Here is a 19,309-nt window from a genome sequence, read left to right as displayed (position 1 = left end):
GCATCCAGCATTCTTACAGTTGGGCAAGAGTTTAGAGTCATGCGCCCAGAAGTATCGGGGTTTCTGTCAAAGGTACAAGGGGAAAGCCAAACCAGCGAATAAAAAGTCTTGGGGAGACAAGTTACTCGCTGGTTTCTCGCTTTCTCTCAAGCGCAAGCGTCTAGGGTGCCAGATATCAAAAGAAGCCGTTTCACAGGCTGTTGTAGAGCAGTTTATCCAGGCAAATCAAGCCTTTGATAGGTTGCATCGGGCAGTTAGTTTTAAAAATCCTGCCTGCTCTGTGTTAGGAGAGGTGTGGCAGGAAGGCAGGAAGGCAATATCTAAACACAACCAACACCACCCATTTCTTTCCATTTAAATTTCCAACTACCACCTGCCACATTGTCCAATGCCTCCTCATTGAGTTCTCCATCGGCGGCGGCGAGGATTTCTTGATACTTTTGAGCGGCATCTTCAGAGGTGAATTCATACCCATGCTTTGCCCCCACTTCAGCAAAAGCGGTAGATGCCGCCATATCCTCTTTGCCTTCAACTGCTGCGCCTACTTCCTGTTGCAAAGCGGCATCGGTATTGATTTTGGTGAAAAATTCTGCACAAGCTTGTTGACTCATTTTATTTCTACCTAATGAAATGGATAATTGTTTATCAACAATTATGACTATAAGTACTTCTTCTATTCATCGCCATCAGTAATTTCTTTGCATTTATTATTATGAAAATAATTCCATAAATTATAAATTTAGGTAAATAATATCTTGCTCTGAACAAAACCTTTATATTTTTAGCTATTACCAAAGAAAATAATGGACTGTAAATTCATGGCTCTTTTAAGAATTCTGGTTGCAAGCGCATTTTCGGAAAAAATTGGCGATGAGGCTGAAAAAATATGATTATGAAATTATAGCTTAGAACTTAGACAAGGGAAAAATCAAGGTTGACTTTCTTAAGGCTGAAGAAATAAGTGAAGTTGGGAGAAAGTGCGTTAGCGCAGCTTAACGAAGTTATCGCTTTTAAGTTGTGCAGAGATACGAAGGCGATCGCACTTGAGATGAAGCCAGAGATGCGATCGCATTTTTTATTAGATTGTTTTAGCGGCGTGCGATCGCATACTTGATGAAGTGAAAAAATGCGATCGCCGACGTTAATGCTTTTAGCGATTAACGGATGATGGTTTAACCCAATAGCATCCAGCATTCTTACAGTTGGGCAAGAGTTTAGAGTCATGCGCCCAGAAGTATCGGGGTTTCTGTCAAAGGTACAAGGGGAAAGCCAAACCAGCGAATAAAAAGTCTTGGGGAGACAAGTTACTCGCTGGTTTCTCGCTTTCTCTCAAGCGCAAGCGTCTAGGGTGCCAGATATCAAAAGAAGCCGTTTCACAGGCTGTTGTAGAGCAGTTTATCCAGGCAAATCAAGCCTTTGATAGGTTGCATCGGGCAGTTAGTTTTAAAAATCCTGCCTGCTCTGTGTTAGGAGAGGTGTGGCAGGAAGGCAGGAAGGCAATATCTAAACACAACCAACACCACCCATTTCTTTCCATTTAAATTTCCAACTACCACCTGCCACATTGTCCAATGCCTCCTCATTGAGTTCTCCATCGGCGGCGGCGAGGATTTCTTGATACTTTTGAGCGGCATCTTCAGCGGTGAATTCATACCCATGCTTTGCCCCCACTTCAGCAAAAGCGGTAGATGCCGCCATATCCTCTTTGCCTTCAACTGCTGCGCCTACTTCCTGTTGCAAAGCGGCATCGGTATTGATTTTGGTGAAAAATTCTGCACAAGCTTGTTGACTCATTTTATTTCTACCTAATGAAATGGATAATTGTTTATCAACAATTATGACTGTAAGTACTTCTTTTATTCATCGCCATCAGTAATTTCTCTGCATTTATTATTATGAAAATAATTCCATAAATTTAGGTAAATAATATCTTGCTCTGAACAAAACCTTTATATTTTTAGCTATTACCAAAGAAAATAATGGACTGTAAATTCATGGCTCTTTTAAGAATTCTGGTTGCAAGCGCATTTTCGGAAAAAATTGGCGATGAGGCTGAAAAAATATGATTATGAAATTATAGCTTAGAACTTAGACAAGGGAAAAATCAAGGTTGACTTTCTTAAGGCTGAAGAAATAAGTGAAGTTGGGAGAAAGTGCGATCGCCAATTTCATCTAAACTTGAGAAGCTGTACTAACAGCTACCGAGAGTAAATTCTCCTACAGAAGTTTCTGCATAGTAATCACATCCGACAGCTTTTACAAATAAATCAGAATTACCGCAACCAAGACCGCAAGGTGCTAAGTTCATAGCTGTTGCTACTAAATACATAGTTTGATACAAAACCCCGACGTGCTTAAGCAGTAGGGCGTAAGCGATAGATTCGTATTTCCAAGCAATGCGTTGAAAACGGGCAGAAATCACCAGTAAAATTGGCGGCATTCCGTCAACTCCCATTGACATTCCAGCATCTTTTAGCAGCATTTCCACTGCTTCGTTTTGCAAAGATTGGCGACTAAGTTGATGTGACTCTGGGCGATAGTGATACAAGGCCGAATCTAAACCTTGGCAAATATTAACAACAGGATAAATTTCTAATTCGTAAATCGCACCACCGCTTGGATAGGGACGGCTACTAAATTCTCCAAATTCGCTGGGGAAAATATCTTTAATTCTAGCGGAACGGTAAAGAAATTCTCCTAGTTGGTGTAGAGTGATAGGTTTGTCTCCCCATTCCCGAATTGACTTTCTTCTTTCTAACACTTGGGTTAAGGGAATATCTGTCAGTTTTAAATTGTCTAAATCCGGTTTGTAGAGGTTAATTAAATCACCGAGCATTGGGGGTTTGACGGCTGGTAAAGGTTCTATTTTCCCTAGAAAACGGAAAGTTCCCTCGGTAGGGTTAGCGTGTCTTCCCACGCGGCTGCGAGTGTGAAAGAGTAAATCGTGAAATTCCCATTGGGCGAGTGTAGTATTTTCAGATTCATCAATATTGTCGTTTTCTGCCACTTGAAAAAGCATTTTACTAATGAAAAGCAGGCTGATAAATTGTTCTGCTGTCTCGGAAGAAATGCCGGGAATCTCTGCGGATAGTTGACTAATATTCTGAGGCGTGCTGAGTGCAGCAATTAAGGCTGCACCTCTCCAATCAAGTATTATTTGGGCAAAAGATAAGGGCGATTCTAATAAAGTTTCCCCTGCTACTTGGTGAGAATAGGCAAAGCGAGAGAGGACATATTTCGCTTCGACTGGCACTTTTGGCACAGTAAATTCAAAATCTGAGGTGAGAGGTATAACCGTGGCAATTTTTGTTTCATCAGATAAGACAGAATAGCAAAGCCATCCTAAACTGGCGAACTTTTTTAAGTAATAATGGAATTTTTGCAGTGCTTCAAAACCGTCGTTCTCATGTATAGTATTTTTCAGTTGAGACAGGGTAGCACCGCCAGTTTTTAGAGTTTTTAGTGCAATTTTCAGCCCGGTTTGGGCATTTTTAAAGGTAAGTTTGCGCTCTCCAGACTGGAGAATAAATTGTTCGCTTTCGGTTGGTTTAATTAAGCAAATGTCTTTTCTAAATGAGAGGAGAAATTCTAATGGCATATTTTCATGTTAATTAATGAGGTAGTCGGACATAAACCCAGTTTCTTAAGTCAAAATGGGTTTCTGCGCTCAAGCTTAGATAAATATAGGAATGGGGTTGAGTTCTTCTTCCTTTAAAGCTACTGGCAACCAACCTAATTTCACAGGGACATCGTAAAGCCGACCGGGAGCGAACCTCGTCCAAAAGTGCCGCATTCCGGGTACAATTACCTTGACTACATTCAGACCAATATCGGGGCGAGTTTGGTCGAGAAGGAGGGTTTCCATCCCCAATTTTTTGATAATTTCCACACAGGTTTCCACATCTTCGCGCAAGTCGCGATCGCTCCACAAATGCGGATAGTCCGAGTAAACTTTATTCTGAGTGCGATCGCATGGCAGCAAATAAGGCTGATTTTCTACAGTTGCATTGGCAAACCAATAGGCTGCATCAGGGTCTTCAAAATTAGCTATCTCAGCATCCAAGCTAGCAGGTAGCGACTGGTTAATTTCTGTTACTGCTCTGAGAATGGCAATGGTGGGGTCTAAATGCGCTCCAAACCCGATTAAAATATCTTCTTTAGCTTTATCTGTGCGGCGAGAAACAGCAGCAAAGACGGGAATGCCTAAATCGCTAGTGATATCTAGCACCCACAATTCGCGATGCAGCTTGCTTTGGTAATAGTCTCGCAGTTCCAGCAGGTAAGGTTCGTTAAAACTGGTTAAATCTACTCCCGGCCTTTTTACTCGGTTATACCACCACAATGCCACGCTATCCCGTTCCACTACTTCCATAAATCCTTGCAGGATGGCTTCTTCTAGGGTATTACCTGCCGCATTGCCGTTGGAATCTCCATGACAAAATTCCTGACTTTTGGGAAGGGGATAGCGAAAATAGCAGAAAGCCGTTGGCAGGTATTTTACAGTTTGGTTAGTCAATGACCAAACAGGTGTCCACTCAATCTCTTGTTCTGAGTCGAAGGAGTCGCCTACCCAGGAATAGCCGCCGTGTTGGGGGTTCCATTCCTGGCGATTTTGATATTGGTTGTCGCTATATAATAGACAAGCATTGGGGTGAATGGCAAATTCTTCCAGTTGCTCAAAAGTAGCTTTGATTCGATATTCGTCACCTGTAAATATTCCCGAATACCTTTCTAAAGCTTCGCAAAGTCCGCTAGCTTTTGATTGGCTGTCTGTTTTGCCTTTACCCGCACTGGCATTATGCAAACTTCCGCGCAGGCGCTCATGACTATTCAGATTCTCAGAGAATTGGTGAGGGGCGACGTAAACGTGAATTAAATCTTGAGTGTTGTTGGTTTTTGCTAGTTCTTTGACGATACCAGTTACCCAACTAACGTGGTAGCCGTATTTCTCTACTATCTGTTCTGGGGTGAGGGTGCGATGTCCGCCGTCAGCAGTGAAGTTTTTGGGACGACTTTGTAACTTAATTGGCTGTAATTGTTGCTTTTGCAAAGACTCTGGGTTGCCACACTCAAGACATTGAGGACGCTTAACGAGGCTGTGAGTTTGGATTGATAAGGTTGCACAATCAAAGGTGAGAACTTTACCTTCTAGCTGGTAATTTTGCTGCAATACAACCCATTTAGCCACTTCTTGGGCAGCTAGGTTTAAGCCTATCTGCAAGCTAGAAGGTAGCAGGGAAATTGAAGTCCCAAAAGTGGTGGCAATACCTTTTTGTTGTTGAATAGAAGTTTCTACGATTCGGTTTCCTTGCAATCGTTGGGCGAGGCATTGCCAACAACCTGTTTCACCGGGAATAAATATTGGTCCGAACCATAATACCATGCCTGTTGGTTTAATCAGTAGCCAAGGTTTTTGAGTGGCGCGGTTAAATTCGGCTAATTCTGGTTGTAGGTAGTCGTCGGTTAAAACAACGGTGAAATCTCCACTGTTGCTGATATTAATATTGAGGGATTTTAAAATGGCAATGAAAGGTGCTGATTCGACTTTGCCAAAGGTTTGTACAGCAATGCTGGTAGTTTGTAACCTGCTGAGGGCTGTTTGGGAATCAATGCCCAGGTAACTCCAAAAAGCTTGAACGCTATCGGGTAAGGTGTCGTCGGCTTCACTGATATAGCCTTTTTCAGCTAGTTTGGTAAGGATGCGTTCGATTTGGGCGCCATTCGTGAACCATTTCAGTTTATTGGCGATTGCTTCTACGGTATGATTGCCATCAAGAAGAGGCGCAAGGAGCGTATAAAGGTTGCCAGTCAGAGCGAAGTTTCCTTTTTCGCCCAGGAGGTAAACAGTTTTGGGTGGTACGATTTCTACGTGAAAATAAGGTTTAAATTTAGGTTTTTTCAACATAAGTTAATGGTATTGATTTTGGCGAAAAATGCTGCACAAGCTGTTTGATTCTATTTATACCTGGAGATAGATTTTTTTATTGATTATGATGATGCTAATTACTTATTTGATTCATCGTCATCAGTACTTTCACGGTGTTAATTATGAAAATTATGCCTGGAACGTTGCTGAATTGAGGTATAAATCTGCATATAATTCTGCATATAATATAGACGTTTATTCCTATTACCTCATCCAAAATCAAACGCAGATCGCCAAATCTGCTCCAATAAACCCCCTTTTTCTGCTGCCAATTCTTCCAAGCTGCAAGAAGTTAAAACCGTTACCAGTCGTGCCTGATTTTCAACGGTTGTTAATTCTTCGATATGGTTTTGATTAAATATTTCTAAATTCTCCGCCGCTTGCTTGACAAAAACTTGTAAAATTCTAAACGCTCCATCCGATCAAGCTGGATTTCCGCGATAATTTTCCAACCTTCCACCTTTCTGATAATTGGGAAATCTTTCTAAACCCACAAACCGCAAAAACCAATCGGCTCGATAGCGTCAGCGAACTTACTACGGTTGCAGCCTTTGTGATCTGTGAAGTGCGATCGCCCTGCTCAAGTCTGGTTTTGTGGGGTCGAACTCCACGGCAATGACTGGACGAATTCCGGCTTCGACCATCCCCGCTTCAATGCCGCCGCCACCCCCGAATAATACAACAGCAATCGGTGCATCATCTGCTAAAACTGGTTTTGAAACTGGAGTATTTTGATTATTGCAGATATCGGATTTGTCAACCGGACTTTTAACTTTTGCTTTCTTGATGAAAGTGATAATATCTTCTTGTGTCGCTCCTTGTTTTTGCAGTGTCCGAATCATAGGGACTGTTTTAGTCATGCAGCCACCTCTATGACCAAATCATCGGGTACTTCAAAAATTCCCAACCGCCCAATGTAAGGAATCGGCGTAATCTCGCGTGGATTCTCCAGCTTCCAGTGGTATTGCCCAAGCATCCCCCAGCCAGATGCAACTTGTGAAAACTTGCAATCAACTATTGTGACAATACCGATGACTTGTCCACGACGTAGAGAGATTAACTCTGGGATTACTACGCCCATGCTTTGGCACAATTCTCTCGCTAGCTGATACTCTTTCTTGGTACAGGTTTTTGCTGCGTGAATCAGAATGTCGCCGCGATAGTGAATAGGCCAGCCACGGTTTTCAATATTTTTGAGAGCATAAATTATTGCCCATGCCCAAGGTTGACGGACGGATAGCGCTTTCATGTTGATGCTCCAAAAAATAAATCTAATTATTTAAATTGGAATTCTGATATTTTCGTAGTCATGTAATAGTTAATTTGATTACTATTAGCCTGAAAATGAGAGGAAAGTGCTTTTTAGAAATAAAAACATTCTCATTCTCATGTTCCTAATGAGGTGTTTAGACATGAGAATGTATCCTAATTCAGGATTTGGATAAAATTTTTAATTTTACCACTTACTATAGCAGTAAAGTTGTTGCGAAGCCCGACTATAAGCAACATACAATAACTTATTCCGCATCACATTATCTCGGCAGCCAAAAATATTTGATGTATCAACAAAGCAATTAGTAAATGTTCCCCCTTGAGATTGATGTACAGTAATTGCATAACCGTATTGTAATCGATTCATCAAGCTGCCTTTCACTAATAAATTGTAAGTCTCTAAAAACTCGTAATATTCTCGCCAAGCATAGCTTCTTTGGTTTGCAGTTAGCTGAAATATTTCTTTCTTGGCATTATTTACTGCATATTTAATTAAATCCCAAGAATCAGGGTGAATTATTGATAGGGATGCTTCTTTACCCAGATCATTCTTGATTTCAATCCGATAAGTTTTAAACGGACTATGCACTAGATGATGTCTACTGCCAGAGTATTCTTTAAAATCTCTTACTTCGCATTCAGCACAGGAATGCATAAAAATTTCTTTTTGTTCCCCAGAGTCGGCATTTAAGAAAATAGGTTCTTTCGCAAAGAGAATTTCTCCAATCTCTATTGGTTCAGCACCCGGATAAAGTGCAGATCGAATTTGCTGATTCAGATTGTTAACTTGATTATTAGTCCATGCCAAAATTTTGGCTGAGGAGCGAGAAAATTTATAAGCATCGATAGCTGCTGCTATCCAAGTATCAAATTGCATTTTCTCAATATTCCCCTCACTCTGTAATCGTGGTGGAAATTGAGAATTTAAATTTTGGCGGAGTGCAGTTACATAAGTAGCGATTGCCCCTTCGTATCTCATGACTTGCGTTAATTCCATTCCCAAAGGCAACTGAAAGATCGGCGAAGAATCAACATTATCTTCAATAGGTGGCAATTGTGCTGGATCTCCCATAAAAATAGTAGGAGTCCGCGAAGGAATTAACTTAAAAAGTTCTTGCCCTAACATGGAAGCTTCATCAACTATTACTAAGTCAAATTCGTGATAATAAGGCTCTCTAGAGTAAGTATTTGGTTTAAGTCGCTGCTTTCCATTTTCATCATATTCTCCTCCAGGCATAACATGAAGTAAGCTGTGGAGAGTTGAGATATGTACAGTAAGACCTGCCTCTTGAGCCATTGCGTCCAATACATGTCTTGCTTTATGCGTTGGAGCGCACAAAGCAACTCTTAAACCAACATTTTTATTTTTATCTAAGTCTCGTGTTTTGAAGCAATCCTGAAACGATTGAATTACTCGCTGTACTAAAAACGTTTTTCCTGTACCTGCATAACCGCGCAATACAAATGGCATATCAGGGTTAGAACCATACCAGTCATGGATTAAATCAAACGCTTGCATCTGATCTAAAGATAATCCTTCCCGATGCTTACTTTTGCTCCAGCCAAAGTTAATAATTGTTACTGGTTTCAATGTACTTGTCTCCTAAAATGAATTTTTTTATGTAATACATTTTACTGAAAAAAGCGATAATTTGTTGAATATTACAATTAATTACTTCAAGATTTTTTATTGTTCAGCTATATGCTCAATACTGAAATTTAGCTAAAATTTTAAACTTTCCAAATCGCTCGTTAAACAATCTTATTAACAGTTGTTTTCCCAGGAAACCGAATTTTCAAAACTGAAACTTCAAAAATGCCTTTTTGGGTGGTCTGTTTGTCGTAGTAATCTTCAAGGGTACAAACCCAACATCACCGAACAATTCGCAATTTCCACAATTCGCAATGGGCTAACGCCCCGCTCCGCTAACGCAATTGCGGACGTAATTCATTATTGGTTCACCTTGGAGCCAAAGCCCCTAATTTAAATTAGAGAAAGAAACAAAACATATAGTATCAATGTTTAAGCTTCCGCCTGAATCTGTGGGGTATTATTAATTGCGAACTGCGAATTGCGAATTGTAAATGACAGCAGCTTCTTGTTCAAATTCTCCCGATTCCCGAAAATCAGCTTTTGTCGGACGTTTTTCGGAACGTGAATCAACTTCTCTTTTTAACTGTGCTAAACCCAAGACAGCGCAATTGAATTGTTTAGCGATCGCTCTGAGTTGTTTCAAGATGGAGTCGATTTCTTGTACACGGTTTTCGCCACGTTCACGGCGCATTGGTTCAATCAACTGCACATAGTCCACAATCACCAAACTGACTGAACCGCAACGAGCTTGTATATCTTGTAAATCACCCTTAATTTGTGAGGTGGTGATTACAGGGTTATCAATCGCTTGTTTGACAACAAGAGCGCTGATTGATTCAAAATCCACTTGAAAAATGTTCATATCTGCTTGCATTTTTCCACTGTTATAACGGTCTGTTATATGCTGTTTAATTGCTGCTTTTGATAATCCAGTAGTCAGATGAATTTAAACTGATGATGTGATTTTTAAGGGCTACTGTAACTATCGCTTTCATTCTTGTTATCCTAGAAATGCAAGAGTGTTTTAGTGTGGCGATTGTTACTTATTAAGTGGCAGTCGCTTTTTACTTTGATTGTCAGAAACCCTGAAATTACAGTACTTTTGTCATGTGTTTAGTACTCGCTAAATAAGTCTTTTTTATCACAAATGATTTCAAGATATTGCTAGTTGCTTGACTACGTGAAAAGAAAGCTTTTGATGTTAAATATTGGTAATATTTGATGCTTTGCTAAGAACTTGGATCTTTAGATGAGCGTTCGTTACTGTGGTGAAAGTGTTGGCTTTTAGTTTGCACATACGAAGGACTTCTTGGCATTTGTGGGGTAAAGGGGAATAGGGATGGAATTTCCCCTTTACTTTCTCCAACATCTTGGCATTTGTTACTTCTGCAAGATGTCTGAATTGTTGCTAACGATGAAAAAACTCTCGAAAGTGATGTCCTAAGATGGTAGCCCCAAATTGGAGCGGGCATCAGATAAGTCTTTTTCAAGGCTCACCAATCTGGACAAGCCAACTATGAAAGCGTTTCGCTCTTTGAAAAATAATTTATTGATAGCCCTGGATGGGACAGAATATTTTTCCTCCAATCAGATTCACCGCCAACATTGTTCGAGCAGAAATTGTAGAAATGGAACAACTCACTATTTTCATACAGTGGTAACACCAGTAATTGTAATGCTTTTTTTAATACTGCTTGTTGTTCCGATAAATTACTTGAACTCAACTTATCTAATAATTCAAAATATATGAGAATAGACCTCTTATCCCAAACTATACTTATCATTAAGAGATTAATACATCCCCAATTAGTTCTGTCTATTACTACATAAACAACTTGATTCAAAGGAAAATATATTTCTAGCCAACTTTTAACTATCGGCAACCAAATCTCTTCAAGCTTTATATAATTTAAAGATAAAAAACGTTGGATTTTCTTTCTTCTACTTTCAAAAATTATTGGTATAGGTAAAGAAGTAGCTAATGCTTCAAGGCTAACAGTTCTTATCGATTGTAATAGATTTATCAGGATTTTTAGTAATAAATATTCTGCACGTCCCAATTCTCGCTTGAGGTGTATTTCGTAGAATTCTGGTAATATTATTATTAGATAGAGCTTGTTGCAAACAAAGGCTCTTTTTGTTTTACCATAAATTGCCACATTCTTTAATCTATAAGCTTTTCAGGGTATTTTTTCTCCCCGCAAGTTTTTTCTCAGATTCCTTTAGATTCTTTAGATTCATCACCAAAGCTGCACTCTACCGTAATTTTCAGGTTACTTTCGCCAGTTCCTTTGGTTATGTAGGGAATACCAGCTTCACCACCGATTTTTAAGCCAAATTCTAAGCTTACTTTGCTGATATTACCAACCTCAATATCCTTAAAAGCTTTCAAAGTTTGTGTCGTGTAAGCGCGAATCGTTCCTTGAATAGCTTGGAAATTTTGTGTCATCTGCTGTTTGACAGCATCAGGATTCCATCCTTTGCTATCCAGAGCTTCTTCCTCTTCCTCTGTGGTAATTTGACTGTTAACCAGAGGTGCTGCTACTTCTTCTGTAGCTTCAATGTATATAACAGTACCATCTTCTAATTGAATCGGTGTAATTTGAGCCATAACTAAAATTTAGTACCATAGGGATGCTTGAATTTTTAACATAAAATGTTGGGGTATTTTGTTGCTGATAAACAGAAAAATTAACCCAATCAGTAAAACTAAAGATAGTCCATATTCAAATTTTTAATATGAGCCGTGATGCTTTAGTCGTGGGAATTAATACTTACAGCTACGAAGGATTAAAACCTCTGAAAGCACCTGCACAGGATGCAGAAGCCATTGCCCAATTACTGGAAAAGTATGGCGACTTTAAGGTAACTCGTATACCTGCCGTTAAGGATAAAGAAAATAATAAGATTCGGGTTGGCAAACAAACCAAGGTAGCTCATACTGATATCGAAAATGCCATAGTCCAATTGTTTAAACCAGAAGGTCATCCCCCAGATACGGCTCTGTTATATTTTTCTGGGCATGGGTTACGGAAAAAAGCAGGTATAGAGGAAGGATATTTAGGGACTAGCGATGTCAACCCCCAATTAGGTTGTTGGGGTTTATCTATGCAATGGTTACGTCGCTTACTGCAAGAAAGTCCCGTGCGGCAGCAAATTGTGATTTTAGATTGTTGTTATGGCGGTGAAGTACTGAATTTCAACGAGGCTGACCCTGGTAATAGAGGGAAAGGGCGTGACTGCTGTTTTATAGCTGCCTCTCGTGCTTTTGAAGTTGCCTTCGAGGAAATTAATAATCAACATAGCGTCTTAACTTCGGCATTGCTCAAGGGATTGGAACCAAAAGCAGAGCAATGTGTAACTAACTATACTTTAATAGAACTGTTAAGACAGCAAAAAAATAGCTTTCCCCAACGGCCAACTTTTAATAATTTTGGGGAACCAATTCAACTAACCTGGAGGATGACAGCATCAACTGGTGAATCTAAGGTGATATCTCTGCAAACTACTTGTCCTTACAAGGGTTTAGCTTATTTTGATTGCACCGATGAAGATGCCAAATATTTATATGGGCGCACAGCACTGACTGACGAGTTGTTAGAAAAGCTACGGAAAGGTAATTTTCTCGCGGTATTAGGAGCTTCTGGTAGTGGGAAATCCAGTGTTGTCAGGGCTGGTTTATTGTATGAATTAAAGCTGGGAAGGCGGCTATCTGGTAGTGATAGTTGGCAGATTAAAATTTTTCGCCCTGGACAGAATCCTTTGCAAAATTTAGCCCTCACTTTTGTAGATGAGGGTTTATCAAATATTGAACGGGCATCTCAACTCGATAGGGCAGAAAAATTGCTAGAAGGTGCAGATGGGTTAAGGAAATTAATTGATATTGCTAAAACCCAACGAGTTGTACTGGTAGCTGACCAGTTTGAAGAAGCTTTTACTCTTTGCCAAGATATTAAAACCAGAAAGAAATTTTTTGAATGTTTGCTAGGTGCTTTGCAGAGAAATGACAATAAATTTTGTTTGGTGCTGACAATGCGGGCAGATTTTTTTGGTAAGTGTGTAGAACAAGAATATAGCGGACTAGCACAACATATCCAGGACAATCTGGTGACAGTTAAACCGATGTCTGAACCAGAGTTAAGAGATGTAATTATTAAACCAGCAAAGTTGGTTGATTTAGAAGTTGAGCCGGAATTAGTTGAGCAAATTTTAAAAGATGTCAACAATGCTCCAGGATATTTACCACTGTTGCAATATACCTTGACTCAACTATGGGAACAACGAAGTGATAACTGCTTGCGCGTGAATACTTATGCCAAGTTGGGTGGTGTGATGGGAACTCTACAAAAACGTGCTACGGAAGTGTACGAATCTTTTTCGGAATTAAAAGATTCGGAATTAAGACAAGCAGCAGTAAGGCACATCTTTTTAAATCTGACTCAGTTGGGAGATGCTACAGAGGATACTCGCAGACGTGTACTCCAGCAGGATTTAATTAATCAAAAATATCCGGCAGAAGTTATTAACGAAGTTGTCCAGAAGTTAGCAGATGAAAGGTTGATTGTGACTACTAAGATGGGGGCAAAAGGGACAGTAGTTGATGTTGCCTATGAAGCTTTAATTCGACATTGGGGCTTGTTAAGAAGTTGGTTAGATGATGATAGAAAAATGTTACTCCAAAAACGAGAAATTGAAGCAGTAGCGGAAAAATGGCGAGATAATCAAAAGGCGTCACGTTTTCGGCTCCAAGGGGGGTTTTTAGATGATGCTATAGCTTTTCAAAAAAAAGCACAAAAAAAAGCAGATGTCAACTTTACTTTGTCGGATTTAGCTTGTGAATGTATTAAACAAGGCATCCAGAAAAGACGAAATAGAAATCCCCTAAAAATAATTAAGGCAATGAAGCTTTAATTCGACATTGGGGCTTGTTGAGAAGTTGGTTATACCAATTTAATACTGGACTTTGGACTAAAAGGCCAGAGAAAAGCAGTCAACATTAACACTGACTGCCGTAAAGTCAATGAAAGTAATCGATAAATCATTGACGTGATGATCCTGACACAATTAGAAAAATTCCGCGCCCGCTATCTACGATTGTTTGGGGAAGGCCAAAGATGCAGTATTTGAATTGATGGATGCAGTATTAACAAGTCCGAGTATCCCATCATTTGTAAGCTTGTCACAAAGCCCAGTATTTCGACGGCAATGGTCGAGCATTTATGCAGCACTGCATGATAGTCGTCCACCGAAAATATTGCTGATGAAGCTGCTGGTACACTTAAATTTGGACTATGAGCGATCGCAGATAAAAAAGAAGTGCAATGGTAGGTCAAAGCAATTCAAATTATTTCCTCGTAATCAACCCCCTAGATTGCTCCACCAAGCGAATAAACTCACCTCGATAGCCCTCCTGGTCTTCTCCCTTCCCTTGAGTTGCCAATTCCATTACCAAATCATAATTAGCATTCCCCTTATACTCAGAGTCACGCAGCACCATCCCAAAGGTCGCCACCGCCGCAGCAAATCTCAGGTTGGTGGAGGGGTCGGCTCTCAAATCATCATCTTGGATGGTTTGGGTAATTAGTTGACTGGTGTTGTCCTGGGGCAACTTATAGCGCAGTTTTACCTGCATCAATTCATTGCCGCCAGCATCCGCGACAGTTTCAGCAGAACGCTGATACCGCAATGGGTCTAATGTAGGCAGTTTCACATCGCTCTTCATGCCAGTGGGAATTATTTCATAAAGCGCTGTCACAGAATGACCAGCCCCAATATCACCTGCATCTTTCTTATCGTCATTGAAATCCTGGTTTTGCAGCAAGCGGTTTTCGTAACCAATCAAGCGATATGCCTGAACTTTCGCTGGATTAAACTCCACTTGAATTTTCACATCCTTGGCAATGGTAAACAGAGTTCCCCTCAAATCGTTAACTAAAACCTTTTTGGCTTCCAATAGGGTATCGATGTAAGCGTAGTTGCCGTTACCCTTATCAGCCAGTTGCTCCATTTTTCCGTCCTTATAATTGCCAGTACCAAATCCCAACACCGTCAGGAAAATTCCCTGATCTCGCTTCTGTTCAATTAATCGCGTCAGGTCGGCATCACTGGAAACCCCGACATTAAAATCTCCATCGGTAGCTAGAATTACTCTATTATTACCAGACTTAAGGAAGCTTTGTTTAGCTATCTTGTAGGCCAGTTCAATGCCCTGACCGCCAGCAGTGGAGCCTCCAGCCTCTAAGCGGTCAATCGCCGCCAGAATTGTTGATTTCTGACTACCAGGAGTAGCAGGTAATACTAATCCAGCATTGCCAGCATAAACTACCAAACTTACCCGGTCTTCAGGACGTAGTTTATTTACCAGCAATTTCAGGGACTGTTGCACCAACGGTAATTTGTTGGGGTCATCCATAGAACCGGAGACATCAATCAGAAATACTAAGTTGCTGGGTGGTAAGGTTTCACTCTCTAAGCGTTTACCTTGCAAACCCACCTGTACCAGCTTGTGTTGAGGATTCCAGGGAGCAGCAGCAACTTCAGTGGTGACAGAAAAAGGGCGATTGTCTTTTGGTTGGGGATAATTGTAGGTAAAATAGTTGATTAGTTCTTCAATTCGCACTGCATCCTTGGGTGGTAATTCTCCTTGAGTAATAAAGCGTCGCACGTTGCTGTAAGATGCTGTATCTGCATCAATGGAAAAGGTGGAAAGGGGGTCATTACCGACGCGATGAAAGGGATTATCCTCAATTCGGTTGTAGTTTTCTGTATTAAATCTTCTACCTGTTTGTGGCTCTGGGGCAACCCCTCCCCTAATTCCACCAGCTTGGGTTTTAGGCATGTACGCACGGTTAACAACTTGATTCTGCACAGATGAGCCAGACGAAATACTAAGGGATGGAGCCGTAGGTAAGGGTTGAGTCTTTCGGGTAGACTCGTCTTGAGTACGTTCTCTGGGAGCCTGAGTAGGAGTAGAATCTTGCAATTCATCTATCTGACTTCTTAGGGTTGCTAACTCCGGTGCGAATTCGGACTGCAAGCGTTGCAAAGTTTTCATATCCGCTTCGGTAACTATCTTGGGGTCAGTCGCTATTAGCTCATTGCTCCGATTCACACAGGTATTCAAGACTGTGGCAAACTCAGTCCGAGTTATCGGAACAGTACCAAAGTTTTGAACGGAGACGACACAACTATACTTTTGTATAAATGCCTGGAGTGCTTGGTAGTCAGGATGATTAGGTAGAATGGAGGTTGTTGGTGTAGAACTCTTAGGAGTCTGATTGACTGGAACCGCAACCGTACCAGACTGACGTAATGCAATTCCTACTGACGGTATCAATAACAACAGTGCTACAATACTGACTCGCTGCCACATTTTGGACGGAATCGGGTAAGACATGGCTAAATCCTCACACTAAATTTGTGTATTGGCTCAAAACCTCGTGGGATGTGTGGAAGCTTTGTCTCTTTAGACTAGGGTTGCTGACATTTGAAGTTTCCACTTACCTAGAATAGTCTTGAGTAGCCTGGGATTTCATAACCGTTGCAGTTTTGGTAACTGTAGTTGATCGAATCCCTTTGCACACATGGCACTGCCTCAAAATTTACGTGCTGGCAGACGCGATTTTAACAAATTCTCGCCCCTGGTCATCAGCGACTATTTCCCCAGACGTTGCCAATATCGCTTCAAGTGCGACAATCTTTTTAATTAAGCGTCCCCCGTCATCTTGCTCAACCAGTTCTGGGGTTACGCTCATGCCATAAGTGTCTTGTATGAATTCTTGATTAAATCGAAAAAACTGTCCAGTCTTAGTACAATTTGATTAGACATAGGTAAGCGTGATCTTCAATGACGAGAGCAACCGATATTCGTAGAAGAGCGATCGAACTGATTGAGCAGTTGTCAGAAGAGCGGTTAACTGCGGTAGTTCAATTATTAGAGTTTCTGTCTGAACCCTCTAAGTTTGCTGCATCCAATCCGATTGAGTTAGCCCTGGTTGAGGTCATCCAACGTCGTCTGGCTCCGAATGAGCAGAAACGATTAGAAGAATTACGCAAACGCGGTGAGTGGGGAGAACTCACCGACATGGAACATGAAGAATTGATTACTTATGAGGATCAGCTAGAACATTGGAGGGTAGAACGTCTGGAAGCTCTTATGGAATTAGCAAGGCTAAGGAATATGGATTTGCTGACCTTGAATCGTCAATTTGTCTCGGAATCTCAGTTATTCCATGCCGTTTGAATCTGAGAGAGTATCTGCTGCAATGCGACGAACAGTAGCCAGTAGAGCCAAAAATCTCTGTGAATATTGCCGATGTCCAGAAGAATTTTCTCCTGACAGCTTCACTATAGAACACATCAAACCCCGTCAGGCAGGTGGAGAAACGATTGTAGAAAATTTAGCTTGGTCTTGTTATGGCTGTAATGGTCGAAAGCATACCAAAACCAGCCATTGCGATCCAGAAACAAAACTTGAGGTGGGACTGTTTCATCCTCGTCAGCAGCTTTGGTCAGAGCATTTCAGCTGGAACGATGATTTTACACAAGTTATTGGTAAAACTTCCTGTGGTCGAGCAACAGTGTCAGCTCTGCAATTAAATCGGGTTGGAGTCGTTAACTTGCGTCGCCTTTTGACCTCGGCGGGACTGCATCCACCGCCATAAAAATGTTGCTAGTGGTAGATGCGATCGCCAATTCTCATTTTAAGGTTTCATGACATTAAACCCCTTGCAGCAGGCAGGGTTGATAAATTCCTAACCAATGCAGCGATCATCCCTGTAATTAATTGGGAGCTTAGTGAGGATGTGGCCTACACCGCCACCAACCAATCGCACACCACAGACCTACACTCGCTCCCAAAGTTAACCCAGACCTGCCATTGCCCCGGATACCCATTCCAAAACGGCTCCCCATCAGCCACTCCAACAGCCTCGCCCACCTTGGAGACTAACTGTTGGTAGAACTTGCCAACGCTGTCGAGTCCAAGGCGCATTTTCAGCTTCAGCCCCTTCCACCCTTGGATAGTAGGACTTTCCAGTGGCGTGAGTGTTTGAGGAATATCCTGGGGGGTGGTGTCAATGACTGGTGTAGTTGTACTTATATTATTCGTGACTGACACCGACTCACTAAGAAACAGTTCATCTCGATTTAACCACTGCCCAAAAATTGAATTACGCTGATCGTCAGGGGCAACAAACCGATAGACGCACTCCCGATTTTCACGCTTGCCCAATCGACCAACGTAGTCCAACTTCAAATCAATTTTAGCAAGTAACTTCTGTGCGATCGCTATCGGTGTGTGTTTTTCCGAGAGACTAACATTCAAGTAATTCTTGATAACGTGCCGATGCTTTACAGCCAGTGCCTTAAACTCCACCATCTTTTCATCAGTCCCCCGCAATTTAACGTCTGGCGTGAGCAACTGCAACAGATTCAGTTCTTCTAACAACAGTACAGCAGGTAAGATCTGCCCCTTGTTAAAATCCGGTTTCCAAACCGAATTCTCTCCCGCCTCTAATTGTGCCTTAGCCCGTTTCGCATCACGGTTCGTCAAAAACTCTCGCCCCAGCGTCAAATAATAGTGCATCCGCAGTTGAGGATACCACCCGTCGTCATCTTTCTCAACAAGCTCAGGGGTCACGTCAACTTCATAGCGACGGGATAATTCCGCCTTGCGTTGCTGATGTCGTTCGGTTTTCGTTTTCGCTCTTGTGTCAAGGAGCTTCTTGAGTTCACTATCAGAGATGGTTGGAGAATCCGCGATCGCTTTACACTCAGCAGTATACAATTCCTCAGACGCGGCTTTAACCGACTCGATTACAGCCCCGCTTTCATCGTCATCAGCATCGACGGCATCAATAACGGTGTATCCATCTTCCACCAAACCCGCAAGAACAGATTCTCGATAACGCCGCATCTCTACGTTAATCACGGAACCACGTTTGCCCCAAGTCTGCAAAGATTCGGGCTGAAAATTCTGGTCAACATAGCTGTAGTCGTCATTATCCGCCGCCGACAGCAGCGCAATGTTAGCCTGTGTAGCAACGTGTTGGCTTCTCAACAATCCTCCGATGGATGTAGAACCATTGCCCACAACACTCATCCCCCATTCTGTGATCCAGATATGACGGTCAACAGTTTCCCTAACCCTTGCCAACATCTGACGCACGGAGTTAACCGGCTGCACACCCTGAAAAATCCCCCAGACACCATCAAAATGTCCTCGAATGTCGATGCTAACTCCAGTTTCAAGACTTGGAGAAGCGATAACTAAATCATACTGAGTCAGAATTTCGTTCAAGTGAGCGATACAACCGAAAGCCGCGTGAGAGGGGTCAGCAACAGATTCGCTGTCAATTCTCAGTATTCGTAAGTGAGGGAATTTGCGACGAAAACGTTCCTCAAGTGCTTGGGTTCCCCATTTCGATTTTGCTTTTTGAGCCCACATTCCGCACCCTAACTGTCACAAGTTCATTAGTACTTAACTAATTGTCGGCGAATAGTATTTATGAACTATA

General features: G+C 41.5%; 16 protein-coding genes and 4 pseudogenes. 6 read left to right on the top strand and 14 right to left on the bottom strand.

All coding sequences use genetic code 11. The features are described from left to right. Positions 1-358 (top strand): annotated as a pseudogene (locus tag CDG77_RS36915) (hypothetical protein); the annotation flags it as partial. Here CDG77_RS36915 and CDG77_RS28315 read toward each other — a convergent pair. From CDG77_RS28315 to CDG77_RS28270, 10 genes and pseudogenes are all read right to left on the bottom strand, one after another. Next, entirely contained in the window at positions 321-611 is a 291-nt protein-coding gene (locus tag CDG77_RS28315) for a Nif11 family protein (RefSeq protein ID WP_094332593.1), read from the bottom strand. The pseudogene CDG77_RS36915 and the gene CDG77_RS28315 sit on opposite strands and share 38 nt — an antisense overlap. A gap of 301 nt (positions 612-912) precedes the next feature. Then, positions 913-1,194, bottom strand: coding sequence for a hypothetical protein (locus tag CDG77_RS36910; protein ID WP_190234090.1), 282 nt, complete (start codon positions 1,192-1,194; stop codon positions 913-915). A 309-nt stretch (positions 1,195-1,503) separates the two neighbouring features. Then, a complete protein-coding gene (locus CDG77_RS28305; protein WP_094332592.1) occupies positions 1,504-1,794 on the bottom strand; it encodes a Nif11 family protein in 291 nt (96 codons plus the stop codon). Positions 1,795-2,191: 397 nt separating this feature from the next. Beyond that, positions 2,192-3,598, bottom strand: a complete 1,407-nt coding sequence (locus CDG77_RS28300) for a SagB family peptide dehydrogenase (protein WP_094332591.1) — start codon at positions 3,596-3,598, stop codon at positions 2,192-2,194. A gap of 75 nt (positions 3,599-3,673) precedes the next feature. Next, positions 3,674-5,905: a TOMM precursor leader peptide-binding protein gene (locus CDG77_RS28295; RefSeq protein ID WP_094332590.1), complete on the bottom strand. Its 2,232-nt coding sequence runs from the start codon at positions 5,903-5,905 to the stop codon at positions 3,674-3,676. A gap of 230 nt (positions 5,906-6,135) precedes the next feature. After that, positions 6,136-6,420: pseudogene (locus CDG77_RS39215) on the bottom strand (DUF7005 family protein). Positions 6,421-6,462: 42 nt separating this feature from the next. After that, positions 6,463-6,786, bottom strand: coding sequence for a hypothetical protein (locus CDG77_RS28285; protein ID WP_223270024.1), 324 nt, complete (start codon positions 6,784-6,786; stop codon positions 6,463-6,465). Beyond that, positions 6,783-7,175, bottom strand: coding sequence for an ASCH domain-containing protein (locus CDG77_RS28280; protein WP_094332588.1), 393 nt, complete (start codon positions 7,173-7,175; stop codon positions 6,783-6,785). Before CDG77_RS28280 ends, CDG77_RS28285 begins: the two co-directional genes overlap by 4 nt. A gap of 207 nt (positions 7,176-7,382) precedes the next feature. Continuing rightward, complete coding sequence (locus CDG77_RS28275) at positions 7,383-8,789, bottom strand: ATP-dependent DNA helicase (protein WP_094332587.1); 1,407 nt, start codon at positions 8,787-8,789, stop codon at positions 7,383-7,385. 463 nt (positions 8,790-9,252) lie between these two features. Then, positions 9,253-9,693: a DnaB-like helicase C-terminal domain-containing protein gene (locus CDG77_RS28270; RefSeq protein ID WP_223270025.1), complete on the bottom strand. Its 441-nt coding sequence runs from the start codon at positions 9,691-9,693 to the stop codon at positions 9,253-9,255. 615 nt (positions 9,694-10,308) lie between these two features. Here CDG77_RS28270 and CDG77_RS38025 point away from each other — a divergent pair. Continuing rightward, positions 10,309-10,467: pseudogene (locus tag CDG77_RS38025) on the top strand (ISNCY family transposase); the annotation flags it as partial. A gap of 537 nt (positions 10,468-11,004) precedes the next feature. On the opposite strand, the gene CDG77_RS28260 reads toward CDG77_RS38025, so the two are convergent. Next, complete coding sequence (locus CDG77_RS28260; RefSeq protein WP_094332584.1) at positions 11,005-11,403, bottom strand: CU044_2847 family protein; 399 nt, start codon at positions 11,401-11,403, stop codon at positions 11,005-11,007. 128 nt (positions 11,404-11,531) lie between these two features. Between CDG77_RS28260 and CDG77_RS28255 the strand changes: the two genes are divergently transcribed. Beyond that, positions 11,532-13,703, top strand: a complete 2,172-nt coding sequence (locus tag CDG77_RS28255; RefSeq protein ID WP_223270023.1) for an nSTAND1 domain-containing NTPase — start codon at positions 11,532-11,534, stop codon at positions 13,701-13,703. A gap of 138 nt (positions 13,704-13,841) precedes the next feature. Then, positions 13,842-14,067 (top strand): annotated as a pseudogene (locus tag CDG77_RS38940) (NF041680 family putative transposase); the annotation flags it as partial. A gap of 69 nt (positions 14,068-14,136) precedes the next feature. Here the strand turns inward: CDG77_RS38940 and CDG77_RS28245 are convergent. After that, a complete protein-coding gene (locus tag CDG77_RS28245) occupies positions 14,137-16,188 on the bottom strand; it encodes a vWA domain-containing protein (protein ID WP_094332583.1) in 2,052 nt (683 codons plus the stop codon). Between the two features lie 205 nt (positions 16,189-16,393). Further along, on the bottom strand, positions 16,394-16,546 hold the full coding sequence (locus CDG77_RS36890; RefSeq protein WP_190234086.1) for a hypothetical protein: 153 nt from the start codon (positions 16,544-16,546) through the stop codon (positions 16,394-16,396). A 92-nt stretch (positions 16,547-16,638) separates the two neighbouring features. On the opposite strand from CDG77_RS36890, the gene CDG77_RS28240 reads away from it, so the two are divergent. Both CDG77_RS28240 and CDG77_RS28235 read left to right on the top strand, forming a co-directional pair. Continuing rightward, positions 16,639-17,034, top strand: coding sequence for a hypothetical protein (locus tag CDG77_RS28240; protein WP_094332582.1), 396 nt, complete (start codon positions 16,639-16,641; stop codon positions 17,032-17,034). Further along, a complete protein-coding gene (locus tag CDG77_RS28235; RefSeq protein ID WP_069073306.1) occupies positions 17,024-17,455 on the top strand; it encodes an HNH endonuclease in 432 nt (143 codons plus the stop codon). Before CDG77_RS28240 ends, CDG77_RS28235 begins: the two co-directional genes overlap by 11 nt. Positions 17,456-17,601: 146 nt before the next feature. Here CDG77_RS28235 and CDG77_RS28230 read toward each other — a convergent pair whose 3' ends face one another. Then, complete coding sequence (locus tag CDG77_RS28230; RefSeq protein ID WP_190234085.1) at positions 17,602-19,239, bottom strand: plasmid replication protein, CyRepA1 family; 1,638 nt, start codon at positions 19,237-19,239, stop codon at positions 17,602-17,604. Positions 19,240-19,309: the final 70 nt, after the last annotated feature.

It is taken from the genome of Nostoc sp. 'Peltigera membranacea cyanobiont' 213 (assembly GCF_002245975.1).
GTDB lineage: Bacteria > Cyanobacteriota > Cyanobacteriia > Cyanobacteriales > Nostocaceae > Nostoc.
The sequence above is the reverse complement of the archived record's forward strand: the minus strand, read 5'-3'. Positions and strand labels throughout refer to the sequence as shown.